Annotated in this window: 19 protein-coding genes; 9 read left to right on the top strand and 10 right to left on the bottom strand. The window is 59.6% G+C overall.

The annotated features are described in order from the left end of the window. Positions 1-16 precede the first annotated feature (16 nt). Positions 17-529: a tail fiber protein gene (locus J7447_RS12270; RefSeq protein ID WP_023000407.1), complete on the bottom strand. Its 513-nt coding sequence runs from the start codon at positions 527-529 to the stop codon at positions 17-19. 609 nt (positions 530-1,138) lie between these two features. On the opposite strand from J7447_RS12270, the gene J7447_RS12265 reads away from it, so the two are divergent. Then, entirely contained in the window at positions 1,139-6,022 is a 4,884-nt protein-coding gene (locus J7447_RS12265; protein WP_209169727.1) for a choice-of-anchor D domain-containing protein, read from the top strand. A gap of 56 nt (positions 6,023-6,078) precedes the next feature. On the opposite strand, the gene J7447_RS12260 is transcribed toward J7447_RS12265, so the two are convergent. From J7447_RS12260 to J7447_RS12230, 7 genes are all read right to left on the bottom strand, one after another. Then, positions 6,079-6,831 carry an ATP-binding cassette domain-containing protein gene (locus J7447_RS12260; RefSeq protein ID WP_023000409.1) on the bottom strand — a complete coding sequence of 251 codons (753 nt, stop codon included), beginning with the start codon at positions 6,829-6,831 and terminating at the stop codon, positions 6,079-6,081. Continuing rightward, positions 6,828-8,039: an alanine racemase gene (locus tag J7447_RS12255; protein ID WP_209169726.1), complete on the bottom strand. Its 1,212-nt coding sequence runs from the start codon at positions 8,037-8,039 to the stop codon at positions 6,828-6,830. The genes J7447_RS12260 and J7447_RS12255 overlap by 4 nt, the downstream gene beginning before the upstream one ends. A gap of 14 nt (positions 8,040-8,053) precedes the next feature. Then, positions 8,054-9,007 (bottom strand): ABC transporter permease, encoded by a 954-nt coding sequence (locus J7447_RS12250; RefSeq protein WP_031269094.1) that lies wholly within the window; start codon positions 9,005-9,007, stop codon positions 8,054-8,056. Between the two features lie 67 nt (positions 9,008-9,074). Further along, positions 9,075-10,142: a substrate-binding domain-containing protein gene (locus J7447_RS12245; RefSeq protein WP_055655587.1), complete on the bottom strand. Its 1,068-nt coding sequence runs from the start codon at positions 10,140-10,142 to the stop codon at positions 9,075-9,077. A gap of 137 nt (positions 10,143-10,279) precedes the next feature. Then, on the bottom strand, positions 10,280-11,335 hold the full coding sequence (locus J7447_RS12240; protein ID WP_077292318.1) for a substrate-binding domain-containing protein: 1,056 nt from the start codon (positions 11,333-11,335) through the stop codon (positions 10,280-10,282). A 24-nt stretch (positions 11,336-11,359) separates the two neighbouring features. After that, positions 11,360-12,640, bottom strand: coding sequence for a M20/M25/M40 family metallo-hydrolase (locus J7447_RS12235; RefSeq protein ID WP_209169725.1), 1,281 nt, complete (start codon positions 12,638-12,640; stop codon positions 11,360-11,362). After that, positions 12,640-13,854, bottom strand: coding sequence for an ROK family transcriptional regulator (locus tag J7447_RS12230; RefSeq protein ID WP_286189125.1), 1,215 nt, complete (start codon positions 13,852-13,854; stop codon positions 12,640-12,642). Before J7447_RS12230 ends, J7447_RS12235 begins: the two co-directional genes overlap by 1 nt. Positions 13,855-14,380: 526 nt before the next feature. Here J7447_RS12230 and J7447_RS12225 point away from each other — a divergent pair. The 4 genes from J7447_RS12225 to J7447_RS12210 all read left to right on the top strand — a co-directional run bounded on the left by J7447_RS12225 (position 14,381) and on the right by J7447_RS12210 (position 17,583). After that, a complete protein-coding gene (locus J7447_RS12225) occupies positions 14,381-14,863 on the top strand; it encodes a hypothetical protein (protein WP_209169724.1) in 483 nt (160 codons plus the stop codon). Beyond that, positions 14,835-16,415: a hypothetical protein gene (locus tag J7447_RS12220; protein ID WP_209169723.1), complete on the top strand. Its 1,581-nt coding sequence runs from the start codon at positions 14,835-14,837 to the stop codon at positions 16,413-16,415. The genes J7447_RS12225 and J7447_RS12220 overlap by 29 nt, the downstream gene beginning before the upstream one ends. Continuing rightward, entirely contained in the window at positions 16,325-16,891 is a 567-nt protein-coding gene (locus J7447_RS12215) for a hypothetical protein (protein ID WP_209169722.1), read from the top strand. Before J7447_RS12220 ends, J7447_RS12215 begins: the two co-directional genes overlap by 91 nt. A 74-nt stretch (positions 16,892-16,965) precedes the next feature. Next, positions 16,966-17,583 carry a hypothetical protein gene (locus J7447_RS12210; RefSeq protein ID WP_055655573.1) on the top strand — a complete coding sequence of 206 codons (618 nt, stop codon included), beginning with the start codon at positions 16,966-16,968 and terminating at the stop codon, positions 17,581-17,583. Here the strand turns inward: J7447_RS12210 and J7447_RS12205 are convergent. Then, entirely contained in the window at positions 17,580-19,196 is a 1,617-nt protein-coding gene (locus tag J7447_RS12205; RefSeq protein WP_286189124.1) for a radical SAM protein, read from the bottom strand. The two genes, J7447_RS12210 and J7447_RS12205, sit on opposite strands and share 4 nt — an antisense overlap. Positions 19,197-19,531: 335 nt before the next feature. After that, entirely contained in the window at positions 19,532-20,533 is a 1,002-nt protein-coding gene (gene ftrA, locus J7447_RS12200) for a transcriptional regulator FtrA (RefSeq protein ID WP_209169720.1), read from the bottom strand. Positions 20,534-20,613: 80 nt separating this feature from the next. Between ftrA and J7447_RS12195 the strand changes: the two genes are divergently transcribed. The 4 genes from J7447_RS12195 to J7447_RS12180 all read left to right on the top strand — a co-directional run bounded on the left by J7447_RS12195 (position 20,614) and on the right by J7447_RS12180 (position 24,599). Next, positions 20,614-21,012 carry a rhodanese-like domain-containing protein gene (locus J7447_RS12195; RefSeq protein ID WP_023000422.1) on the top strand — a complete coding sequence of 133 codons (399 nt, stop codon included), beginning with the start codon at positions 20,614-20,616 and terminating at the stop codon, positions 21,010-21,012. A 226-nt stretch (positions 21,013-21,238) separates the two neighbouring features. Next, positions 21,239-21,709 (top strand): hypothetical protein, encoded by a 471-nt coding sequence (locus J7447_RS12190; RefSeq protein WP_209169719.1) that lies wholly within the window; start codon positions 21,239-21,241, stop codon positions 21,707-21,709. A gap of 146 nt (positions 21,710-21,855) precedes the next feature. Beyond that, complete coding sequence (locus tag J7447_RS12185) at positions 21,856-22,335, top strand: hypothetical protein (RefSeq protein WP_023000427.1); 480 nt, start codon at positions 21,856-21,858, stop codon at positions 22,333-22,335. After that, positions 22,335-24,599 carry a hypothetical protein gene (locus J7447_RS12180; RefSeq protein ID WP_209169718.1) on the top strand — a complete coding sequence of 755 codons (2,265 nt, stop codon included), beginning with the start codon at positions 22,335-22,337 and terminating at the stop codon, positions 24,597-24,599. The genes J7447_RS12185 and J7447_RS12180 overlap by 1 nt, the downstream gene beginning before the upstream one ends. The last annotated feature ends 45 nt before the right edge of the window (positions 24,600-24,644 follow it).

Here is a 24,644-nt window from a genome sequence, read left to right as displayed (position 1 = left end):
TATGTCCTTTCGGAGATTAGTTGCGGGACGGAAACAGGCCTTGAAGGGCGATGCAGAAATTGAGCGTCAGGTAGGGCTGCATGTTGTTGTGCGCCTGCCCGCCACCTGCGTTGGTCACGGTCCCTGATCTCATCTGCGTCATCGTGCCGACTTCGTAAGGCCGATAGGCCTTGTCCGGTGCGATTTCGGATCCAAACAGGGCCATGTTGGGCGTTCTGCTGTTTCCTGCGGTGGAGACCGCTTTCACCGGGTGGGAATGTTCCGGGATTTCAGCTGCCGTGAGTGTGACAGTTTCCGCTCCCCCCTTCTGGCCGAGCTGATATCCGGCGCCCTCGTGGATCGGCGTCCGGCTGCGCAGGTCGGGCAGGGCGAATGTCGTCCGCCCATCTCCGCCATAGGTCGTGCCCAGCAGCGAATAGAGCGACTGGTTCTGATTGATCGGCAAAATCTGTCCGTCGGTAAAAGCCCAGCCGCGTGGCGCGAAATTGAAGCCGACAATCCGTATTTCGGCGAGAAATGGTTCTGACATGTTTCCTCCCGTTGCTTCCGAAGGAAGTTTCGGTCTTGCAGATGTTGTCTGGATTTCCTGCTCTTGCGAATCACAGGTTGCATGAAAGAGAAATTGGACTCAAATTACATTGCAACCTTCACACACATGTATTTCAAAATGCAATTATAAAATTTTGAAATCAGTTCCTGAATTGTTGAGTGTTCGTTACTGGAAATAGTGTTAAAGATCGCCAAATTCTGCAATTTTTAAGGGAATTATTCGCCTTAAAGAGGATGAAGGCCAATTCTGACCAAATCTTTCAACCATGGTTAGAATTTGTCAGAATTGAATCCTTTTTCCTGACGCAGATGTGGTCAGTCAAAAATGTGATCGGATTTGCGCTTGAATTCTATTTAAGTTTGAGCGTAGTAGAATTTAAACCAAAGATTGTTTTGATAAAAATCACGTTATAGTTGTGTTTGGCAGCTAACAAAAACCGGGCCTTCGAGCCTTGGCTCTTTCTTTTTGGGGTGCAGCGACCGTGGTTCGCTCTGTGGTGATTTGATGATTTGTGACGTATGGGGAGCCAGGCTCAGCAAAGCCGCGCGCGCAGGCGTCTTGTTGCGCTTTGTACAGCTGGCGTTTCTGATGCTTTTTCTGGGAGCCCTGCCTGACGACGCGAAGGCGGCCTACACAGACTGTCCAAGCAATTCTGTCCCGCTCGATCCTCTCGTGTTGAACCTCACGCTGGATGAATGCACGCGGGAAAGTGGCATCGGACCTACGACGGCGGACGACGACTGGATATTGATCCAGGATCAGGGTTCTGGAAGCAGTCTCACCAATTTCGATATCAACAATGGTCCAAACGACCCGGGGAATGTACTCTCGTATTCCGTTACCAATGGAACGGATACCATCAACGTAACGTCGCCTGGTATTCAGACGATCGATTGTACCACGACATGCACAATCACCGGATCCTACGGTGCTACAGGCATTAATTTCACCTATCTTGATGCCGGTTCCAGCGGCGAAGTTACTCCACCGACGACGCCTCCAACATTCACCCAGGCATTCGCCCCCAGTACGATCGTGGCAAACGGCACCTCGACCGTCACATTCACGATCAACAACTCTGCGAACGGTGTGGACGCGACATCTCTCGATTTCACCGACAACTTGCCTTCGGGAGTGACCGTTGCCTCTCCGTCGAACGCTGCCACGACGTGTACCGGTGGCACACTCACGGCGACCAGCGGATCGGGTGTAATCAGTTACACTGGCGGAACCGCTGCGGCGGGTGCGACTTGTACCGTCAGTGCCGATGTGACGTCTGCAAGTGACGGAAGTTACGTCAACACCACAGGTGATCTCACATCATCGCTGGGAAATTCCGGGACGTCATCTGCCACGCTGACGGTTGCCTCTCCTGAAATCAACGTTCAGGGCAATGGGGTAAGCATTGCCAGTGGGGATATGACCCCTTCGGCGGCAGATGATACCGAATTCGGCAGCGTCTCTGTTTCGAGCGGTACAAATCCAAATACCTTCACAATCCAGAACACGGGTAATGGAACGCTCTCACTGACCAGTGTGACGTCCTCTGATAATGCACAATTCGCTGTGTCGGGGACAACGGCCGGTTCGATACCGTCTTTGGGATCTGTAACCTTCACGGTCACCTTCGATCCGTCCGCGACGGGCTTGCAAACGTCAACGATTACGATCGTCTCGAGCGACGCGGACGAGAATCCCTATACATTTAGGGTTCAAGGAACAGGCATTGCACCCGAGATCGACGTCCAGGGAAACGGTGTCAGTATTGCCAGCGGGGATACGTCTCCGAGTGCGGCGGATGATACCGACTTCGGGAGTGTTGCGGTTTCGAGCGGATCTGTGGCGAATACGTTCACCATCGAGAACACAGGAACCGACACGCTTACGCTTACAAGTGTAACGTCGTCGGACAACACGCAGTTCGCCATTTCCGGTACGACAAGCGGTTCGATCGCATCTTTGGGGTCTTCGACCTTTACCGTCACTTTTGATCCCAACGCCGGTGGGAACCAGACTGCGACGATCACCATCGTTTCCGATGACATCGATGAAGGGACGTACACGTTCACGGTACAAGGGACTGGTATCGCACCGGAGATCAACGTCCAGGGAAACGGGACAAGTATCGTCAGTGGCGATACGACGCCGTCCGCAGCGGATGATACCGACTTCGGCAACGTTTCGGTTGCAAGCGGATCCAACGCAAATACGTTCACGATCCAGAACACCGGAACAGATGCGCTGACGCTGACGAGCGTGACATCTTCCGACAACACGCAATTCGCATTATCCGGCACGACCAGCGGCTCGATCGCCGCCTTGGGGTCTGTGACCTTCACGGTCACTTTTGATCCCAATGCGCTGGGAACGCAGACGTCGACAATCACGATTGAATCTAACGATCCCGACGAAGGAACATACACATTCAGGGTACAGGGCACGGGTGTGGCACCGGAGATCAACGTCCAGGGGAACGGCACTACTATCGCCAGTGGTGATACGACGCCGTCGGCTGCGGACGACACCGACTTCGGTAGTGTTTCAGTGTCCAGCGGAACCAATGCGAATGTCTTCACGATCCAGAACACGGGTACGGACACGCTGACGCTGACGAGCGTGACATCCTCGGACAATACGCAATTTGCGGTGTCGGGCACGACGAGCGGTTCGATCGCCGCCCTGGGGTCGGTGACGTTCACGGTCACTTTTGATCCCAATGCTCTTGGAACCCAAACGTCGACGATCACGATTGACTCCAACGATGCCGACGAGGGAACCTACACATTCAGGGTACAGGGCACGGGAACGTCCACGCCGAGTTTCACGCAGTCCTTTGCTCCAGCGACCATTCTGTCAGGTGGAACCTCGACGGTTTCCTTCGTCATCAACAACTCCGCCAACGCGGTCGCCGCGACCTCGCTGGATTTCACCGACAATCTCCCCGCAGGATTGTCAGTTGCCTCGCCTGCAAACGCCTCAACGACCTGTACCGGGGGAACGATAACGGCGACGACTGGTTCTGGTGTGATTTCCTACACCGGAGGCACCGTTGCGGCCGGGGGCAGCTGTTCCATGAGCGCGGACGTTACCGGCTCCACAGATGGTTCCTTCGCGAACACAACTGGAGACCTGACCTCCAGCCTTGGAAACTCCGGAACGTCTTCAAGCACTCTGACGGTTGCTACTCCCGAAATCGACGTGCAGCGTCCTGCAGGAAACTCTATTGCGGATAACGGAACGGATGCTCAGGGAACAGTAAACGTGGGAGACCAGCAAACACTGGTCTACACGATCGAAAACACGGGTACCGCGACGCTCACCCTGACCGGAACGCCAACCAGTGCCTCGGCAGGCAATGTTTCGGTCGATTCAATTTCTGCGCCGGGGCTCACAACGCTCGCGGGTGGTGCATCGACCACCTTCACTGTTCTCTACACGCCTACTGCAATTGGCAATTTTTCGTTCGAACTCGATATTCTCAGCGATGACGCCGACGAACCCACGTATGACATTCTGGTGAGCGGTACTGCGATTGGCAGTCCGGAAATCGAGGTTTCATCGTCGACAGGCAATGCTGTATCGGACGGGGGGACAGACACCGTTCCCGGAATTGTCATGCCGGGAACAACGTCAACCATCACCTACACGATCACGAACACCGGGTCGGCCGTGCTCAACCTCACAACTCCAACGGTTGGTGCGAATGTTACCGGCACAAGCAACGTCACAGTCAACAGCTTCACATTGAGTTCCAACACCGTAAGCAGCGGTGGTGGAACGGCGACGCTGGCTGTGGCCTATACGCCAACAGCGCCTGGCGCGTTCGGGTTCGACTTCAACTTCGCCAATGACGATGCGGACGAAAACCCCTTCAACGTATCGGTGAGCGGGACGGCAAGCGGGGCGGCGGCGGCGCTGTCGGTCGTGTCGGGATCCGGGCAAAGTTCCGAAGTCGGAACCCGGTTCGAGGCAGTTCTCGTCGCGAGAGCGACAGACGTCAACAACAACGCTGCTGCAGGTGTCAGCGTAACCTTCACTGCGCCGGCTGGTGGTGCGTCACTGACATTTGCGAGCACGGGAACCAACACGGAAACGGTGACCACGGCTGCGGACGGAACGGCGACCAGTTCCGTCATGACCGCAAACGCGGTTGCCTCGTCCTATAACGGCGGTGGTGCTCTCACGCCATATTCGGTGACGGCGAGTGCCACGGGGCTGAGCAGTGTCAGCTTCTCTCTCACCAATGACCGGGACGCATCGGCCGATATCCAGAAAACGAAGGAAGTGATTGCCTCCTTCGTGACAAGCCGGGCCAATGCAATCGTGTCCGGACAGCCTGATATCGTCTCGCGCCTGACCAGCGGCCCCTTTGGGCGGCAGCGTGGGCGCAACGGGTTCAATTTCGACGTTACGCCTACCTCGCAGTCCGGAAACTTCCAGTTCTCCCTGCGCGCCTTTGCCAATTCTCTTCAACAAGGTGGTGGCACTGGAAACAATGCGGCAATGGCAGGAGCCGGGAGCGGCGTTCGCGCGGCGAATGCCGAGCCGGAACGGTACGCGGTCTTCGACAATTTCACGTCCTCCGGCACGATGAGTTACACGGCCGTCGGTCCGCAGGTGATGCAGGATGATACCCTCGCGATCCTGAGCGGCACCAACGGAGATGCGCCTTCAGGCGGCGAGGGCAGTGCCGAGTGGCAGTCGGGATGGGACTTCTGGGCCCAGGGAACGTATGCAATTACCGACAACAACAGCAGCAACAGCAAAACCGGGCTGTTTTTTGCCGGGGTCGACTATCGCTACAAGGACCGGGCCGTCCTGGGCTTGTTGGGGCAGCTCGACCTGACCGAGGAAAGAAACGGTGCCGCCGATACCTCCGCCGACGGCGTCGGCTGGATGGCTGGCCCTTATGCTGTTCTCCGGGTTCATCAGAATTTCTATCTGGATGGTCTGGCGACGTATGGCCAGTCCTACAACACCGTGAACGCGCTTGGGCTTTTCGAAGATGATTTCAGAACGCAGCGGTTTCTGTTGCAGGGCGGTTTGACTGGTGACTTCAAGCTCAGTGAAACGACCAGGGTCAGTCCATTTGCCCGGATCACCTATTACTACGAAGAACAGGAAAGCTACACGGACACATTGGGGCGGCTGATCCCGTCGCAGGATTTCGATCTGGGGCGGCTCGAGTTCGGACCAAAGGTCTCCTGGGACCTGCAGTTGAACGAGCTGCTGTTCTCGCCGTTCCTGTCGCTCTCCGGGATCTACGACTTCAACAAGTTGCAGGACGATACCCCGACAGATGCGACGCTTGCCTCTTCCGATGAAGATCTGCGGGCACGTGTGGAAGCTGGCGCGGGTCTGCTGGTGCCTGGCCGTAACATCCAGATTTCCGGGGAGGGCTTTTACGACGGGATCGGGACGTCCGACTTCCGCTCGTATGGTGCAACGCTTAACGTCACCATTCCGTTCTGATGTGAACAGACCAGCCTCCGGCAGTTGCCGGAGGCTGGTCTGTTCTGGTTGAAGGTTCAGGCTGCCTGGCCGGAAACGCCGGTGATCATGGAGACGATTTCGTTCTTGTCTGTCTCGCTGGTCTTGCGAACGCCGATCTGCTGACCACGGCGCAGGACGCAGATGCGGTCGGAGAGGCGGAAGACCTGATCCAGACTGTGGCTGATGATCAGGATGGCGAGGTTCTTTTCCTTCAGCGATGCGACCAGCTGTTCGACCTTGGCCGTTTCCGCGACGCCGAGGGCAGCCGTCGGTTCGTCCAGCAGAACCAGCTTGCTGGCCCAGTGTGTGGCTCGCGCGATGGCAATGCCCTGCCGCTGGCCGCCACTGAGGTCTCGAATGACAGAGCCGGCGGAGGGGATGCGGACATCGAGTTCGTCGACCAGCTCCTGGCATTCCCGGCGCATGCGCTTCTTGTCGAGCAGCCCGAACGGCGGCTTGGTCAGTTCGCGGCCGAGGAACATGTTCATGTAGACCGGCTGCTGGTCGGCAAGGGCAAGGTCCTGGTAGACGACCTCGATGCCGAGACTGCGGGCCGAGCTGGCGTCGGAGAAAGATGCCGGCGTGCCGTCCAGCAGGATGTCACCCGAGGTTGGCTTATGGACGCCGGAGATGATCTTGACCAGCGTTGACTTGCCGGCGCCGTTGTCGCCGACAAGAGCAACGATCTCTCCCGCGTGAAGGTCGAGTGAGAAGTTCTCGATGGCGACCACGCCACCGAACGCCTTGTGGATGTTCTTCAGGGACAGAACGGGATTGTCGGCGGTCATTGCTGGAACGCTCCCGGCCAGGAGACGGCATCTCCGAAGCCATTTTCGATTGTGGTGACGGCAGGCGTGCCAGCGCTGACGCCGGAAATGCCGACGACAAGCGCCCGTGTGACGAAGGCCTGACCGCGGAAGCCGAAGACCACCGTGTCACCGGCGCGCACGGGTTTGGGCGAGGTGGCGTCGATCATCGCGTAATAGTCGATGGCGGAATAGTCGGGTATTTCGACCTCAAGCAGATCAGACTGGCGGGAAGTCGGCTCCGAGGAGACGAGGGCCTTGACCGGGTACTTCGGGAAGACCGGATCGATGTAGAGGCCACCACCGAAGCAGTAGGCCTTGCCACCGTGGTGGTGGGAGACTTCCGAGAGATAGAGCACGGCCGGATCTTCCGGCAGGTCTTCCACAGCATGAAGAGGTGTCGTGCCGTGGAGACCGTTGCCCGGTTCGCACTGGGTGGCACCGGCTTCTGCAAGGGCGCCGAGCACTGCGGAGGACGTGGTGCCAGGAGCGTTGATCTCGATACGGCCGCGACCTGTAGCTGCCAGTGCTTCGGCGGCGCGGGCGAGGGTCGACAGGTTCGGCGTTGGTTTGACCTTACGCGTTTCCAGATCGAAAAGCAGTGCGGGGAAAGTCGTGATGCCGGCAAAGGCTCCACCTTCCAGGGCATCGAGTTCGGCTGCTACGGAGACGATGTCTTCCGCGTCGAAGCCGCCTTCGTGGCCGCGATAGAAGGTGTCGCCTTCGGTCTGGATCCGGGCGAGCAGGTTCTGTGTCCTGCCGGCGGCCTCGGCGGCAGCGGCAGCTTCCTGTGCTTTCTCAGCCGAGAAGACCGTCCAGTAATCCGGTTGCAGCTTGGCGGCGGCAAACGCGGCTTCGCGCTTCGGAACCTGGACCAGGTGGCCGAGATGGCCGGTCTTGAGGCCGGCACGGTCGCAGGCAAGGGCACAGGCCATGTCGACCGCAACGGATCTTTCGATGCCGCCGCGCATGACCGCCTGGCAGAAACCGGAATGGCGTCCGACCTGTTTGGTCATGGCGAAGGTTTTCAGGTCGTGCTTGTCGGCCTCTCCCTTGAATAGTCGAGCGTTGCGTTCGACCGCGTCCAGATCGAGAACATAGGCATTGGCAGGGATCTTGCCGGCCTGATGCAGTGCCATGGCCGCTTCGATGAAGGCCGGATTGCGGCGCATGAGAACGTCGAGAAACATCGTGGTCCTCCAGGTTACCGGCTGGTGTCGCGCAGGGAGACGGCGACTGCGACGAGAATGATGAGACCGCGGACGATCATCTGGTCGGAGACATCGAGCCCCATCAGGATCAGTCCGTTGTTGAGCATGCCCATGAGCAAAGAGCCGAGCAGGGCGCCAATGACGGAGCCCTTGCCGCCGTTGAGGGCGGTGCCCCCGACGATGACGGCTGCGATGACCGTCATCAGGTCGCTTTCGCCGAGCGTGTATTTGGCAGCCTGAAGGCGGCCGGCGTAGAGCAGGCCGGCAAGCCCTGCCATGGCGCCGCACAGCGTCAGCACGCTGAGGCGGATGCGCGGAACCTTGATGCCGGAAACCTGGGCGGCGCGGGGATTGTCGCCCGTTGCCACCACATGTGCGCCAAAGCGGGTGTTGCGATAGACGATATGGCCGATGACGACGGCTGCGATGGTCCAGATGACCAGCGAGGGGATGGAGAACAGGCTGCCGGAGCCGAAGATGCCTGCGAAGGTGTCATTCAGCACCGGGATCGAGCGCAGGTCCGTCATGGAGCGGGCGATGCCGGCGAAGAGGCCCATGGTGGCCAGCGTCACCAGGAAGGACGGCAGGCGCAGATAGGCGACAAGGACGCCGTTCATGGCGCCGATCAAGGCACCGGCGCCGATGCCGGCGATGACGCCGACGACCAGCGGGTAGCTTTGCAGGGCAAGCGCTGCGGCGAGCGCCGAGACGGCAACGACTGAGCCGAAGCTGAGGTCGATTTCCCCGGCGGACAGCGCGAAGACCAGACCGATGGCCATGATCGTTGCCGGTGCGGTCTGCAGAACGATGTTGGTCAGGTTGCGGGGCGACAGGAAGCCGACGTCGTGAAGGGTGAGAGCAAAGAAAAGAAAGATTCCGAGAAACCCGAAATAGATCACGCCTTGCTTGTAATCGAGTTGTCTTAGTCTCGAAACCGCCTGGGTCATGGATTGCCTCAAGTTCGAAGAGGTAGGTGACGGCAGGCCGCAAGGCGCGGCCTGCACGGAAAGGGATTTACTTGGCTGCTTCGGCAACGCTTTCGGGCGGATCCATCTTCATGGACTTGTTCCAGCCTTCGGTGACATTATCCGTGCCAACCGTGATGGCGTCGACCACCAGGAACGGATCGACGGACTTGCCGAGAAGGCTGGCCGCAGCGGATCGGGCCGCGTAGACGCCGATGCTGTAGGCTTCGTCCGCGATGATTGCCGCGGTGTTGCCACCCTTCAGCATGTCGAGGGCAACCGGCTCGTTGAGGTCGATGGTGACCACCCTGGTGGTGTCGTTGCCCTGCTGGCGCAGAACCGAGAGGACACCAAGGGCTGGTTCCGCCCACGGCGTATAGATGCCGCCGAGATCCGGGTTCCGCGACAACATCGCCCGGGCGATGTCTTCGGCGTTTGCGGGATCGGTCATGCCGGACTCGATGGCGATTTCCATGTTCGGAAACTCGTTTTCGATGGTCCACTTGAACGCCTGGTCACGCTGGTTGGTGACCGGGAAATCCGCATCGTGGAACATGTAGCCGACCGTACCCGTCTCGCCCATGGACGCAGCGAGTGCCCGGGCAGCCTTTTCGCCGATCTGAACCAGGTCGGCGGAGACGACGGTGACATAGTCCTTGCCATGGGTGAAGCCGTCGACGGCGTTGTCGACGAAGACAAGCTTCACGCCGGCATCGCGGGCGATGCCGTAAACGGTCTGTGCTGTGGTCGGGTCGATCGGCAGGGATACGATGATCGACGGCTGGTTGGCCATGATCGTCTCGACGTCGGACTTCTGGCGGGCAGAGTCAAAGCCGGCGTCGGTCTCGGCAACGACCTTGATGCCGAGCCGTTCGAACTCGTCCTTGGCGCCGCGTGCGACCGCGTTGGACCAGTCATAGAGCTCGTGCCAGGCAAAGGCGGCCGTGTAGTTGCCTTCGGCCACTTTCGCGACTTCGGCATCGGTCAGCTCGAGCGTTGCGACCGGGGTCGGGGCTTCGCCCTTCGGGCCAACCGTTTGCGGGCGGTCAGCAGCCGAGGCCAAGGCGGTCATGCCGACCAGCAGTGTCGACGCCAGGAGTGTCTGTAACTTGAACATGCGACTTCTCCGTAAGGTTCGGTATTAACCGTCGGAAAGACGGTGTTGCTTCTCGGAGGTCCGTGCGGGTTTTTAGAATTGTTGTGAGGACCTGTTGGCCGGCAGGCTGTGATGGGGCAGCCTGCCGGAATGCCGGGTCAATTCGCGGAGGTAACGCTTGCCGGCGGGTCGATGTTGAGGGACTTCTTCCAGCCCTCGGCAACGTTGTCTGCAGTCACGGTGATGGCCGGTGCCGCGATGAAGGGCGGAACGTCCTTGTCGACGAGGCGCAGGGCTGCGGCAGCTGCCATGGCGCGGCCGAGTTCATAGGCTTCGTCCGCAACAATGGCTGCGACGTTGCCGCCGCGGACCATGTCGAGAGCTACCGGCTCGGACAGATCGAGCGTGACGATCTTGGTGTCCTTGTTGCCGTTGGCACGCAGGGCTGCGAGCACACCTTCGGCCGGGCCGGCCCAGGTCACATAGATGCCGCCGAGATCCGGGTTCTTGAGCAGCATGGCGTTGGCGATTTCCTCGGCGCGAGCCGGGTCGCTGATACCTTGTTCCGCAACGATCTTGATGTCCGGATAGTCGTTTTCGATGGTCGACTTGAAGGCGTTGTCACGCTGGTTGGTCACGTAATAGTCGGCGTCGTGGAAAATCCAGCCGACGGTGCCCTTGCCGCCCATGGCGCTGGCGAGCGCGTCGGCAGCCTGTTTGCCCATCTGGTAGAGATCGTCGGTCACGATGGCCGCATAATCGCGCGGGTGCTCATAATCGGCGGGCAGGTTGGACAGGAAAACCAGGGAAACACCGGCATCGCGGGCTTCCTTGAAGGCGGCGGCGGATGTGACCGGGTCAAGCGGTAGCGACAGGATGATGTTGGGTTCCTTGGCCATGGCCGTTTCAACGTCGCTGCGCTGCTTGGCGGCGTCAAAGCCGGCGCTGGTGGTTGCGACAACCTCGATGCCCAGGCGCTTGAACTCGTCCGTTGCACCGGCTGAGACCGCGTTCACGAAATCGGACTGGTCGTGCCAGAGCAGGGCGGCCTTGTACTTTGCGTCCTTGATGGCGGCGACGGCATCGTCGGGAACCGTCACCTCGGCGGAAAGCGTTGCCGCTTCGCCCTTGGGACCGACCGTCTGGGCCATGGCGGAGACGGACATCAGCCCGAGAAGGGCGGATGTCGCCAGATGTTTGACTAGCAGTTTCATTTCTAACCCTCTGTTATGTTTGGTTCAGTCTGCTTCTTCTTCCAGGCCGCAATAGTCGGCCACGAACAGCGCGAAAGCCCTGACGGCTGCCAGATAGCTTTCCACCTCGATGCGCTCTTCGAATGTGTGTGCGACGCTGATGTCCCCAGGTGCGCAGTAGACCGCGGGACAACCGATCTCGTTGACAAGAAAGGGAGATTCCGACCAGTAAGGCGCACCGCCGATGGCACCGCCGGAAAGGTTCTGGCCATTCGTGGCAACCTCGACGCAGCGGGACAGCTGCAGGGCGGCGGGGGTTTCGCGGGAGATCTCGACGGGCGAGCCGCCGAAGCGGTGATCACGGCCGGCGGGGTACGCAATCCCGATGCCGATGCCGTCGGCGACCGGCGCCGACCGGACGACCGCTTCAAAGGCGGCGACCGCCTCATCCAGGTTCTCGCCGGGGCGGAGCTTGCGGATCAGGGAGAGCTTGCACTCGCCCGGAACGGCAATATAGCCGCCGCCATTGATATGCGTGACGAGGATGGAGGAAGCGCCGACCAGATCGTGCTTCGGTCCTGCTGCCAGTTCCGCCTCATGTTGCCAGAGGTTGCCCAGAATTGCGTGGGTTGCCTTCAGGGCATCGACGCCCAGCTCCGGCGTGCCGAAATAGGCGGATTTGCCGGTTATGGTGATGTCGGCAATGAAGAAGCCGATCTGGGCCGTATAGACATCCAGCCTGGTCGGTTCGACATAGACCGCGAAATCCGGCTTTGCGATGGTGCCGTCCTTGACCCTTTTGACAAGATCGTGAGCGCCGGCGCTGACGCCGGTGCCCGGTTCGCCGCTTTCCTCATCGCCGATGAAAGCGAAGGAGAGGCCGCCGGCGGGACGGTAGCCCGCCTTCTGCAAGAGCCGGAGGCCGCCAAGTGCGGCGCAGATGCCGCCCTTGAGATCGCAGGCGCCGCGGCCCCAGATCTCACCGTCTATCAAAGCGCCGCCGAACGGGCTTTCCTGTGGCTTGCCCTGCCAGGCTTCCTGCCAGCCGCGCACATGCACGGTGTCGGTGTGGCCGACGAAGAGGAGGTGGGGGGTATCGTCACCGGGGACCGGCTGGTGCTGGCCCCAGACGTTGAGGCGGCCGGGCAGGAATTCGCCGGAGCCGGTTTCAAGACCGAGCGTTTCCATTTGCGATTTCAGGAAGGTGGCAAAGCCGGTTTCGTTGCCGGTGACGCTGTCAATCGACAGGGCGCCGCGAAGCAGGTCGATATCGGCGTCCCGGTCCTGCGTGGTCAGCAGCTTTTCATGCAGGTTTGAGGAAACCATCAGGCCGCTCCCTTCTTGAAGGTTTCGATGGACGGCGGCGGAACGGCGATTTCAACGCCCTTGAGGCCTTCGGTGAACAGCGACAGGTGCAGACGGGAGAGGGCGACGGAGGCACCGCCGGCAAGGGCTGCGTGATTGCCGAGCGTCGACTTCTCGATCAGCACCGGGCGCGGAAAGCATCTGGAAATGAATTTGCGGACATTGACGAAGAGCTCGTCCCGCGTGCCGATGGAACCGCCGATGACGATGCAGGACGGGTCCATGACCGCTGCCAGCGCTGCCATGACGCGGGCAACCTGGCGGGCGATCTCTTCCAGTGTTTCAGTGGCGGCAGTGTCGCCTGTGTTTGCGGCGTCGAAGATGTCCGGCACGTCCAGCGTCTTGCCGGTCTTGCTTTTATAGAGATCGGTGATGGCGTGGGTGGCGGCGACACGTTCCAGGGCACCGACTTCCAGGCTTTCCGGTTCGAACGGATCAGCGCCGAAGGGCAGGTAGCCGATTTCACCGGCAGCGCCGTTCATGCCCCGGTGGAGCTGGCCGCCGATGACGATGCCCGCACCGATACCGGTGCCGATGGAGACGTAGATCAGGTCGTCCTTGTCGCCGCGTTTGGTGAGCCAGTGTTCACCCAGGGCAGCAAGGTTGACGTCGTTTTCGATAAAGACCTCGATGCCGAGGATCTCCCGCCAAAGACCGGGGGCGTCGATGTCGCCGATGCCGGGGATGTTTGGGGCCATGCGGATGTGGCCGGTAGCCGGGTCCGGAGCGCCCGGAACGCCAATGACGGCGACACGAGGCAGCTTGAGCGAGGGGCTGGCTTCGGTCGCTGCCCGGCGGATGAGGTCCGCGACCTGATCGACGACGGCGATGCCGCCCTGCCTGTCGGTCGGCTCCACCAGCTCCGAGACGACGGCGCCGGTGAGGTTGCAGATGGCAACACGGATCTTGGTGCCGCCGAGATCGACGCTGGCAACGGATGCCGCATCCGGCACGATTTCATAAACCACGGCACGGCGGCCGATATGGCCTTCGGTCTGGCCAACCGTGCGCACCCAGCCTTCTTCTTCCAGATTGCCGACGATTTCCGAAACCGTCTGTTTCGACAGACCGGTGATCTTGGAGACGCTCGCCCGGGAGATCGGGCTGTAGCTGGCAATCGCCTGGACGATGGCACTCAAGGACATGCGTCTGGAGATGTTCGAGGGGTCTGCCAAGGCTACGCTCCATTAGTTCGTTCTGTTACCGAACTAATTAGATTTTGAGACACGAGTCAAGCGGTGCACTGAAAAATCGGGAGTGATTGAAAGCAGGTTGAGGGGGCAGCGAGACAAAAATGGTGCCAGAGCAATCGAAAAGACAAGCGAGTGAAGGCAGTTGCGGGTGGGGCGACAAGAGCCGAAAAAAAATGATCCGATGCGCACAACGGAGGCAGTCACCAAGTTCCTGTTTGCAAGAGTGCTTTAGAAAAATGCGGTCTAAACAGTGGCTTCAGACATTGGGGCGACGTGGACAGCTTCGACAAAACCGGGCAAAAAGGGGCTTCCTTATTTTACCGTGGATCAGTGTGCCCAAGAGGCCAGGTACCGGTTTTACGCTTCTTCCCGAAACCAAAGACAATTTCAGCAAGGCGCAGGCTTTTGCATCTGGTGCTTCGAGCGCCGGGGCCAAGGACCGGCGATGGGGAAGCTGCGGACCGTGTTTTGAACTGACCTCCAGACGACTTGCAGGAAAGTGCGACCCATGACTTTGCCAGAAGGGGGCGGCAGCGCGCTGAAGTGGCCGACAGCCAGAGCGCGCCGGAAGGTGTGCGCGGAGTTTTGCGCGCATATTGCCGCCGGATATTCGATCGACAGTTTCCCGGACGCCGACCGCCGGACGATCCGCTATTACGCCGAACAGTTTCCCGAGGACTTTCCGCCCGCAAGGCTGGAAGAAGCCGCCCGACGCGGCCTTCTGGAGTGGGAGCGGATCGGCAAGGACGGCGCAAGGGGAGAGCTGGCGAAATTCAACGCCAGTGCCTGGACCTTTGTCATGAAGAACCGTGCCGGCTGGCGGGACCGGACGGAGCCGGAAGCATGGCCGGTCTGGAGCGGGCCGGAAGACAGCCAGACACTCGAGACATTGAAACCGCGCAGCTCGGAGGAAATCGCTCTGGGCGTGATGGCATTGCTGACCGGAAAGGATATGCCAAAGGATGGCGACGGCCCTCGAAACGCTGATTGACCACATCGACCAGATGCCCGCGGACGAGCGGGTTGCCTTGCAGAAACAACTGGATGAGGCGGGGGTGCTGGACCAGTTTTCCGTCTGGCGGCCTCAACCCGGACCTCAAACGGAAGGCTATTTCTCAAAAGCCGATCTGACGCTTTACGGCGGCGCGGCGGGCGGCGGCAAGACAGACCTGATTGCCGGGCTTGCGCTGTTTGCCCACCACAAGGCAGCGATTTTCCGTCAGTCGCTCAAGTCCCTGAAGGGCTTGAGCGAACGCATGAACGCACTGATGCGCCAGGCGGGCATGGGCAAGATTTCCGGCAATCCGCCAAGGTGGACTGGGCCCGACGAGCGGCTGATCGAATTCGGCCACCTGGGGATGCCGGGGGCGGAAGAGGACTGGCAGGGGCGCGACCATGACCTGAAGGCCTTCGACGAGGGCGCGCAGATGGACCCGCGCAAGATCATCTTCGTGCTCGGTTGGTTGCGCACGACGCGACGGGGCCAGCGTTGCCGTGGTTTGATCGCTACCAATCCGCCGCTGGGCGGGCAGGGGGACTACCTGAGCGACTGGTTCGCGCCCTGGCTCGATCCGCTGCATCCGCTCTACGGCAAGGTGCAGCCGGGCGAGATCCTGTGGGCGGTTTTCATTGACGACGGCGATGCCATTCGCACGGTGTGGGTGGACGGGCCGGAGCCGGTGGAGATTGAAGGCGAAGTCCGCACACCAAAAAGCCGGACCTTCATTCCGGCCCGGCGGCAGGACAACCGCTTTCTGGGAACGGACTACGATGCCCAGCTCGACCAGATGCCGGAGCCGATGCGCACGGCGCTGAAGACCGGAGACTTTCTGGCGGCCCGACAGGACCACGAGTGGCAGGTTATCCCGTCCGACTGGGTGGACCTTGCCTTCGAGCGATACGACCAGGGCATCGATCGGGACGAACCGATGACGGTGCTGGCGGTGGACGTTGCCCAGGGCGGCAAGGACCGGACGGTGCTGCAGCCGCTGCATGGCCGGCGCTTTGAAACCAACATCGTGCGCAAGGGCACCGACACGAAGGATGGTGCGGATGTCGGCTCGCTGATCATCCGCGAGCGGCGCGACAATGCGATGATCGTGGTGGACTGCACGGGCGGCTGGGGCGGGGACACGGTTGGCTTCCTGAAGCGGGAAAACAACATTCCGGCGGAAAAATGCGTCTTCTCCGCCCAGTCGGGCGAGAGCGCGAAGGACAGCAGGATCCCGTTCTACAACTTGCGCGCCGAACTTTACTGGCGCTTGCGCGAGGCCTTGCACCCCAAGAGCGGGCTCGGGCTGGCAATCCGGCGTTCGGCGACGGTGAAGGCGCAGTTGACCGCGCATCGCTGGAAGATGCGAAACGGGAAAATCCTGATTGAGAGCAAGGAAGAGATCAAGGAACGGCTGGGCTCTTCCCCGGACGAGGCGGATGCGATTGTCGAGGCATTGGGATGGAAACAGAAAGCGGAGCTGAAGAAGGTTCTGATAACCGGGGTCGAAAGCCGGATGGCGCCACTGGGCGACCCGCTGGACGGTTTCTGATCCGCGACCTTTGCCTGCGGGACGCCAGCTTCATCGCTGCCAACATGCGCGATCAGGACCTGCGCGAGATCGCCTGTCTGTGGAAGGAATGGGACACGCGCGCGCTGGCGGCCTGCGCGTTGCAGACGGCGGTGCCGGGCATGGTGTGGTCGCTCTGGTACGACGGCCAGCCGGCGGCGGCCTATGGCTTCAGCCGGGCATCCGCCTTCGATCCGGACCACTGGCAGGCCTGGGCCTTCGGCACGGACCGATTCCGCCGATGTGTGCCGGCGATCACACGGCACTTGCTGGATATCCGGCAGATTGTGGAACGGGATTGCCGGCGGCTGCAGGTGATTACGCTGGAAAATCATGACATTGCCCATGGCTGGATCGAGGCGCTGGGCGCAACACGGGAAGGGCGGCTGAGAGCCTATGGCCGGGGCGGCGAGGACTTTTATGTCTATGCCTGGGTAAGGGGGGACAAGCGGCCATGAGCGTTGTTCGAAACCGGGAAGGCTGGTAGCGTCCGGCCATTGCTATTTTGACGTTTTTATCTGGAGGCTCAGCCTTGTCTTCATCCAAGGATGGTCTGCCTGTCGGGCAGATGACGAAACATTTCGCAGGCAATATCTCTCAACTGAATGCCATCGTTCTGTCCGACTATCGCAGGACCGAGGAAAACATCGGTTATCACAAGGGTCGCCTGGACCAGGGGTTCAAGCTGCTGGTCCTCAAGCACTTGCCGCTGCCGGAAGTATTCGAGTTTCAGGGCACGACCTTGCGATCAGGCGGGCGGTATGGCCTGCCGGAGGAAACGCAGGAGGCGGACAGGCGGCGCGCGACCGTGCATGACGGCATTCTGGCGGACCGCGGCGCTGCGGGATACCGCGATCTGCAGACCCGCGCCTTGAGCCTTGCAACCGTGACCGGGCCGAAGCGGCTGGTGAAGGTCATGCCCACGATTCGGCACGACGAACATATGGCCCCTCGCGATCAATATCCGATGGGCGGCGGTTTTCTGCAGTGGGACCTGAAGAAGCCCGGCTTGCCGTTTTTCTGCGCGGCGCATTTCAAACCGGGCGGCACGGTAGTGACCGTGGACGGCATATTTCAGGTGAACTCGGACAACTTTCTGGCCGATTATCCGCAGCGCGAGAAGCTGCAGAAGTATCTGCAGACGATTTAAGCTTTTGCCACCTTCGTTCCGCGCGCGCGCTGCTTGATGCCTTCCATTTTCCGATGGGTGGCAACTGCCTGACGGCCGCCGCGGGTCGCGGTGTAGAGTTCCAGCGTTTCGAACTCGGCCTTTTCCACCGATGCAATTGCCTGATCGGAATAGGCGAAGCGGTTCGGATCTGACCAGAGTTTCCTGATGAAACGCAGATAGCGCCAGCGGGTGGCAGTCAGGATGGTAAGGTTCCGCAGGGTTTCGAGATAATATTTCGGATAGAAGACCAACGGATTTTCCAGAGGCAGACCCTGGCGGCGGTCCTTGCGGTATTTCAGTCGCAGAAAGCCGCCATCGAGCGAAAACACATTGTGCAGCCGGGACGCGGTTCCGTAAATGATCAGCCGATTCATGGTGGCGATCTTCTTGTTGCTGCCGAGGGCGGCAGCCCGGCGCAGAATCGTGCGGCAATGGTCCGGTGAATAGAAGCTGGCCCAGGCATCCAGATAGAGCTTGTCCAGTTCCTCCCCGGGCAGGTTCGGATGGCGGATGACATTGTGTGTGAGGTCGTACCGGTTGAGGTCCGGATGGATCCAGGTGCCGGCGGCGACCGCATCGCGATGATCCTCCGAGCCGGGCAAGGGTGTCAGGATGGAGAGCGACAGGATATCGACGGCAAGCTCCCGCTTGAGGACGTCGATATCGTGAAGGACCGAGGCGCGGGTGTCGTTGGGAAAGCCGATGATGTAACCGGCGGTCAGGATGACCGGGTGTTTCTTCCAGGCCAGGAACATCTCCCGGTAGTCGGTGATCTTGTTTTGCCGTTTCTTGGAGCCTGCCAGATTGTCCGGATTGATGTTTTCCAGGCCGATAAAAACCTGATCAACACCGGCACGTACGCATTTCTCGATAAAATTCGGGATCTTGTGACAGAGGGTGTCAACCTGGATGATCAGCGTGAATGTGTGACCTTCGTCTTCCCGCATGCGGATGAGCGTGTTGAGAAAGGCTTCCCAGTTGCGATTTCGGGCGAAATTGTCGTCGGTGACAAAGAACTTGGTGACCCCGATTCTTGCGTGGTCGCGGATGATATTCTCCAGATCCTCCGTCGATCGGAACCGGCTGCCGCGCCCCTGGACGTTGATGATGCAGCAGAAGCTGCACTCGAAGGGGCAGCCACGGCCGAGATCGAAACTGCCATAGCCAAGAGTCGATTTTTCGACCTGCGCCCGATCGACAACGGGCACCGGCTCACCGGGCAGGGACGGCAAGTCTTTCAGGTGATCGTAGATGGGTTTCAGCTTGCCTGCATAGGCGTCGCGCAGGACCGGGTCGAACCGGCCGCCTTCGGCCTCGCCCAGAAAAAAGCTGATGCCGAGATCCGCGGCTTCGCGCATATCGGCAGGCATCTGCGGCAGCATGGCCATGCAGCCGGTGATGTGAAAGCCGCCGATGCAAACCGGGAGGCCGGCCAGGAGAAATGGGCGAGCAAGATCGACAGCTCTCGGAAACTGGTTGCTCTGGACGCCGGTGAAGCAGATGAGGGCCTTACCGCCCCGCCGCTGAATACCGGCGATCAACTGATCCGGTCGGATGCGGGTGTTGCCTTCGTCAATTGCCTGGATGACCATTTCCACCTCAGGCCCCAGAACCTGCCTATGTTCGCAATCCCTGGAAATTCCGAGAAGACAAGAAAGTGAATTGGCCGGTATCGAAGTTTTGTGCCAGTGAATCGGATAGCCGTTGTCGTCATATTTCGTTGGCCTGATAAGAACCAAGTGAAAAATATCCGGTTTCATGGCTTTCCCCGCCGGTTGAATTATTCAAAATCAGGCTAACAAGGATCCGGTTCGGAGGAAATACTTAGATTACGTTTGGGAAGGTTCTTGCATTCGGGAAATATGTCCATGGTCCGCCGCTTTGATAAGTCTGCTGGGACAATACTGCTGGGGCAAGGCCGCTGGCATCAGGCCGTGCGAGCAGCGAAGCGGATGCGGTAGTCGGTTGGGCGCAGGCCGAGTTTCTTGCGGAAGTGGTGGCGGAGCGCGTGGGCGCTGCCGAAACCGACGCGGGCCGCGATCGTTTCCATGTCGTCGTCGCCCCGGCTGAGGATCTCCTTGGCGGCCTCCAGACGCTCCTGAACCAGCCACTCGCCCGGTGTCAGCCCCGTTGCTTCGGTGAAGCGGCGCTGGAAGGTGCGCGGGCTGAGGCGGCAGAGGGCCGCCATGGTTTCAATGGTCCAGGCCGTCTGCAGCGCCTGCCTGACCCGCTCCAGAACCGGTGCGATTTCGTTGCCCTCGCGATGAGCGACGGGGCGTTCCAGGAACTGAGCCTGGTCGCCGGTGCGGTGGGCGGGAACGACGAGGCGGCGCGCAACGGAGTTGGCCTTGTCTGCCCCGTAATCCTGGCGGATGATTTCGATCATCAGATCGATGCCGGCGGCGCTGCCCGCAGACGTGTAGATCCGGTTTTCCTGACGGTAGAGCGAGGCCTCGTCGACGGTGACGGCGGGGTGCCGCTCGCGCAGCTTTTCCGCGTAACGCCAATGGGTGGTGGCGGAGCGACCGTCGAGCAGACCGGTGGCTGCCAGCACGAACGCACCGGAACAGATGGACACGAGCCGCGCGCCCCGGCTGTGTGCCTCGCAAAGCCGGTCGGCAAGCGCTTGGGGAACCGGGTAATCCGCCCCTTTCCAGCCGGGCACGACGATGATGTCCGCCTCGGCTATGCGTTCCGGGCCATGGTCTGGCAGGAGTGTCAGGCCGCCATGGGCGCGTAAGGGGCCTTCCTCGACCGGGCAACTGGCGAAGCGGTACCAGTCGGTGCCGAATTCGGGGCGGGCCAGACCGAATATCTCGGCGACGATACCGAACTCGAACGTGCAGAGCCCATCGTACAGCAGGGCGACAACAAGCGGGCCTTCCAGAGCTGAGGGGGCCGCGGTTTGAGGGGCTGTGTCTTTTGTCATGATATTTACGTATATAGTCAATCACGCCAATTGCCAATCGGCGTTCAGACGGGCGAGAAACAGCGGGAAAGGAGACCTTCATGACCAACAATGTCACCGCTGTTCCGGCCGCACCGAGCGATCTCGCCCGGGAACATTTTGCCGCTGAATTTACCTTCGAGGCCGATTGCTGGGATGTGCACGACGCCCTTCAGGGCGAGCCTGGCTTTGTGTTGCTGGATGTGCGCAGTCCGGCGCTGTTCGAAAAAGGCCATGTGCCCGGCGCGATCAACCTTCCCCACGGCAAGATCATCCGTTCCAAGATGGCCAGGTGGCCGGAGGAGACATTGTTCGTGACCTATTGCGCCGGCCCGCATTGCAACGGTGCCGCACGGGGGGCGTTGCGGCTTGCGGAACTGGGACGCCCGGTGAAGATCATGGCAGGTGGCGTGACCGGCTGGATCGACGAAGGTTTTGAGCTGGCAACCGGTAATTCATGAGCTGAGCCGCAGCAAGAGCCCCTGCCAGCCCGACCCTGCCTGCTTTGGCCGGTCAGGCGGGGGCATTACCAGGAGCGTCGGTCGAAGAGAAACGATAGCCAGGGCCGCGGCAAGGGAAGCCTTCAGGAAAGCTGCCCTCGAAAGGTTGCAAAAATCCAATGGACCAACCACAATCCTCTCAGGAACAAAGAATGAACATTTTTTAGGGGATTTGGACGCAGGACCCATGGCTGATTTTGAAGATTTGACCGGCTGGCGGGAAGAGCTGGCCGCATTTGAGAAAACGGAAGAAGGCAGGGCCTTCTTTGCCGGCAACAAGCGCTACGGTGGCATTAAAGTTCCATATGAGAATGTCGTGCAGATGGTTGAACTGATCCGCGGTGATGAAGAGCTGCACGAGGCTTTACGGAAGAAAATCTGGTTTGCGGCCTATGCCGAAAAGCATGATCTTGAAGTTCACGATGATGAGTTTGTAGAGCTGAACCCGCTCGAGGCTCATGACACCATTATTGATTTCAGGAAATGGTACCTGATGAAAGCTCCGGTTCGCTTTGACAAAAGGGACATGATCGTTGCGACATGGCTGGCCATCGATCTTGAGGAGGGCAGGCTGACATCACTCAGAACTGAACAGGCCCGAGACTTCATCAAGGAAAATTATGCGCGCTATATCTCCTTTCCGGGCGAGGAGGTTTGATGGAGAAGATTGTTGCGTTAGATGCCAGTGAAATAAGCCCGATCATGAAAAACTTCGGGCTGGAAGGATTGATCGCCACCGCAAAGCGGGGCTGAGAGAGTTTCGGAACAATTAGTAACATTTGAGATAGTTTGGACACAGCATCCATGGCGGATTTTGAAGATATTACCGGCTGGCGGGAAGAATTGCAGGCATATTACGAAGAAGGGGGGCAAGAGGCGGTCGATTATATCTATCGACATGATCCAGAGGTCTTCCTTGTGAGTACCAGGCTCTCCCAAGTGCAGCGTTTTGCTGAACTTCTGCTAAAAGACCCGGAACTTAGAGATGCGACTGCTCAGCAAATGGAGTGGTTGAAAGTTGTTGACGCCAATGGGGGAGCCGTTGGCAGGGGGGATCCGGAATGGGACAACCGGCCACTAGAGGCTCACATACTCATGGGAGACTTTTACGAATGGTACTGCCTGAAATCCGGGTATCCTCACGAAGCCAGGCACCTGTATAGTTTTGGTATGTTTACTGCCTGCGATGTCCTTGCGGGAAAATACGAATCTGTTCGGTCAAAGGCGTGTGTCGAATTTTTGCTAGATAGTGGTTACATCGAGCAAGACGAAGGAGGCTTGTGATGAGCAAGCAAACAGTCGTTGCACTCGACCATGCCAAGGTCGGGACGTTGCTCGCCTATACTGTCGAAAAAAAATTACCAAAAGAACAAATAAGGAACAAAGTATTTTCTGTTCTTGATGCCGTTGCTGGATTGGGCGACAAGGTTCTCTATGTACCAAGCGTTGGAACAACAGAACTCACAAACAATATTGCGATTGAATATCTGCCGCATTTCGATGGCTGGTTGAAAAAAAGAACTTACAACAACAAGATCCTCACAGCATCCGAGGTGAAATCCGAGCGGGCTAAGAAGAAATTCGATCCGGATAATAGGCGAAACTCGTCCAGAGGGGGGTATGAAGGCTGGGATATGGATGTCCGGCAGTTCATGCTGAATAGAAACAACAGAGAGAAGTACGATTTTCTCGTTATTAGTGCGGACGGTGCTTTTCTAGATAACAAATTCAATGCCGACAATGCACTTGAGCGCATGAAATTCAGACGGATGAGTTTCAAATCCCTGATGATCTCGATGCTCACCCATCCGGATGTACCGCTGACACCGCAACAGCACGACACAATTGTTCACGCAGCGAACTCGACTAGCCAAAAATTTGGTGCTTTTCACAATCTAGAGCAAAGTCACCCGAAGATTCCTGAAAGCTTCGAGGCAGCGCTCGAGATTAAGAACGCTCACCGACCGATTGAACTCAACGTTGGCAAGCGGTTTAAGAAGTTGGTCAAGAACGGCGCGCCGGTTTTCGTTCTTGGCCTTGCCGCGCCGGTGATATTCAACAAGGTTCAGGCACGTGCGGACGAGCGGAACATACCGTTTGCGCAGGCGGCAAGAGAGCTGGGGCTGGAGTTTACAGAGGACGATCTGAAGTCCATGGCGGCGGAGGCGGGCCTCGACCTGGCCGTTTCGCTGACGCCTGTCGGGCCGCTGAAAAAGGCCTGGGACGTTCTGGGCAATCTGGACGACATTATCGCCTTGACCCAGCTTTATGGCGAAGCCTATCCGGACAACCTGGTGATCCGGAAAATGGCCGAAATTGCTACAACCGTCGAAGGATCGGAGGCATTTGGCGCTTACGTTTATGGCCGGGACGCGCTGACAGGCGCGGTGGGCAGCGCAATCGACTGGGCGTTTGCCGGCAGCGAGGATGAGGAAGAGGCCTTGCAGGCGCTGCAGGGGATACAGAACGCGCTTGAGGCCGGCGGAGCCGTGGAGCAGGCCGCAAACCGCGGCGCAACACGCGAAGAATTGACTGACACCCTGACGAGAGACGCAGAGCTGCGCCGGGGACAAGTCAGGCAACTGTTGTCGGCGGCCCCGATGGCGGCGGCCCCGGTGGCGGCGACAGATGCGCCGCTTACGGCACCGCGGCTGGAGGACGGCAGTCTTTCTTCTGAAACCATCCTGATGGATGGCGGGCAAGTGCCATTGGGCGGGAAGCCGGTTCTGCCGGGCTCTTCCGCGATTCTGGCCCCTGGTTTTGAGGAGGCGCGCCAAAACGGCGTGTCTGAGGGCAGCGTGTCTGGAGCCGGCGCAGTTGGCGCCGAAGTGGGCACCGGCAAGCTGGACGGCGAGAGTGCCACAACGGCGGCCGATGTTGCTGACGCCTCAGCCGGTTTGGCTGCGTCTGCTGATCTGGCCCGGAAAAGTTCCTATGACCGATATCGGCAGATCGGCAGAACTGCCGCGGAAGAGGCGGAAGCGCTTGCGGATTACGAAAGGCTGTTCAGGCAAAGCTATGTCGAACTGGGCGGCCACAAGGAGGCTGCCAGGGACTATGCGATTTACCGGTTCAAGCAGATGTGGGGTCTTTCGGCCTTCGCGCCGGAGGCGGAAGGGACCGTAATGAAATATCCGGTTGAGACAGCCTATCCGGATCTTGAAAAAGACGGCCATGGTTACGTGCGCAAGGACGTTGAGGACCTGCTGAAAGCACAGGGTGTGCGCGCCGCGAAATGGCATCTAATGCCAAATGACAAGACCGGCCGGGACAGGCAGCAGGCCCCGGCGGACGAGGACGGCTACGGCCCGCGCATGACATTGACCTATGACGACGAGACCGGACAGCGCCATTTGTTGACGGAAGACTTTCAGGCAAATGTCGGCCGGGTTCGGGACAGGGCGTGGCAGGCGCACGCCAAAAACAACAGCAGGCGGGCCGCGCGGCAGGCCCCTGCCGCACCGGCTGGAAACGTTCCGGCGGCGCTGGCCGCCGCAGCGCCCGGTAAAGCCGCGCCGCTGGATGGAGCTTTCACCGGGGCGCGGTGAAAAACACCGCCCAGGGCGCACAACCGGGAAGCTTCAAAAAGCCTT

This window comes from Labrenzia sp. R5_0 (genome assembly GCF_017743835.1).
In the GTDB taxonomy this organism is placed as follows: domain Bacteria; phylum Pseudomonadota; class Alphaproteobacteria; order Rhizobiales; family Stappiaceae; genus Roseibium; species Roseibium algicola.
This window is presented reverse-complemented; position numbering and strand designations above follow the sequence as displayed.

What these genes read in the sequence shown, in the direction of transcription:
- J7447_RS12205 (WP_286189124.1), bottom strand. Translation starts at nt 19,196, where the DNA reads ATGGTCATCCAGGCAATTGACGAAGGCAACACCCGCATCCGACCGGAT.
- J7447_RS12220 (WP_209169723.1), top strand. Translation starts at nt 14,835, where the DNA reads ATGGCGACGGCCCTCGAAACGCTGATTGACCACATCGACCAGATGCCC.
- ftrA (WP_209169720.1), bottom strand. Translation starts at nt 20,533, where the DNA reads ATGACAAAAGACACAGCCCCTCAAACCGCGGCCCCCTCAGCTCTGGAA.
- J7447_RS12225 (WP_209169724.1), top strand. Translation starts at nt 14,381, where the DNA reads ATGACTTTGCCAGAAGGGGGCGGCAGCGCGCTGAAGTGGCCGACAGCC.
- J7447_RS12250 (WP_031269094.1), bottom strand. Translation starts at nt 9,007, where the DNA reads ATGACCCAGGCGGTTTCGAGACTAAGACAACTCGATTACAAGCAAGGC.
- J7447_RS12265 (WP_209169727.1), top strand. Translation starts at nt 1,139, where the DNA reads ATGCTTTTTCTGGGAGCCCTGCCTGACGACGCGAAGGCGGCCTACACA.
- J7447_RS12255 (WP_209169726.1), bottom strand. Translation starts at nt 8,039, where the DNA reads ATGTTTCTCGACGTTCTCATGCGCCGCAATCCGGCCTTCATCGAAGCG.
- J7447_RS12190 (WP_209169719.1), top strand. Translation starts at nt 21,239, where the DNA reads ATGGCTGATTTTGAAGATTTGACCGGCTGGCGGGAAGAGCTGGCCGCA.
- J7447_RS12245 (WP_055655587.1), bottom strand. Translation starts at nt 10,142, where the DNA reads ATGTTCAAGTTACAGACACTCCTGGCGTCGACACTGCTGGTCGGCATG.
- J7447_RS12185 (WP_023000427.1), top strand. Translation starts at nt 21,856, where the DNA reads ATGGCGGATTTTGAAGATATTACCGGCTGGCGGGAAGAATTGCAGGCA.
- J7447_RS12235 (WP_209169725.1), bottom strand. Translation starts at nt 12,640, where the DNA reads ATGGTTTCCTCAAACCTGCATGAAAAGCTGCTGACCACGCAGGACCGG.
- J7447_RS12270 (WP_023000407.1), bottom strand. Translation starts at nt 529, where the DNA reads ATGTCAGAACCATTTCTCGCCGAAATACGGATTGTCGGCTTCAATTTC.
- J7447_RS12195 (WP_023000422.1), top strand. Translation starts at nt 20,614, where the DNA reads ATGACCAACAATGTCACCGCTGTTCCGGCCGCACCGAGCGATCTCGCC.
- J7447_RS12215 (WP_209169722.1), top strand. Translation starts at nt 16,325, where the DNA reads ATGGAAACAGAAAGCGGAGCTGAAGAAGGTTCTGATAACCGGGGTCGA.
- J7447_RS12260 (WP_023000409.1), bottom strand. Translation starts at nt 6,831, where the DNA reads ATGACCGCCGACAATCCCGTTCTGTCCCTGAAGAACATCCACAAGGCG.
- J7447_RS12180 (WP_209169718.1), top strand. Translation starts at nt 22,335, where the DNA reads ATGAGCAAGCAAACAGTCGTTGCACTCGACCATGCCAAGGTCGGGACG.
- J7447_RS12240 (WP_077292318.1), bottom strand. Translation starts at nt 11,335, where the DNA reads ATGAAACTGCTAGTCAAACATCTGGCGACATCCGCCCTTCTCGGGCTG.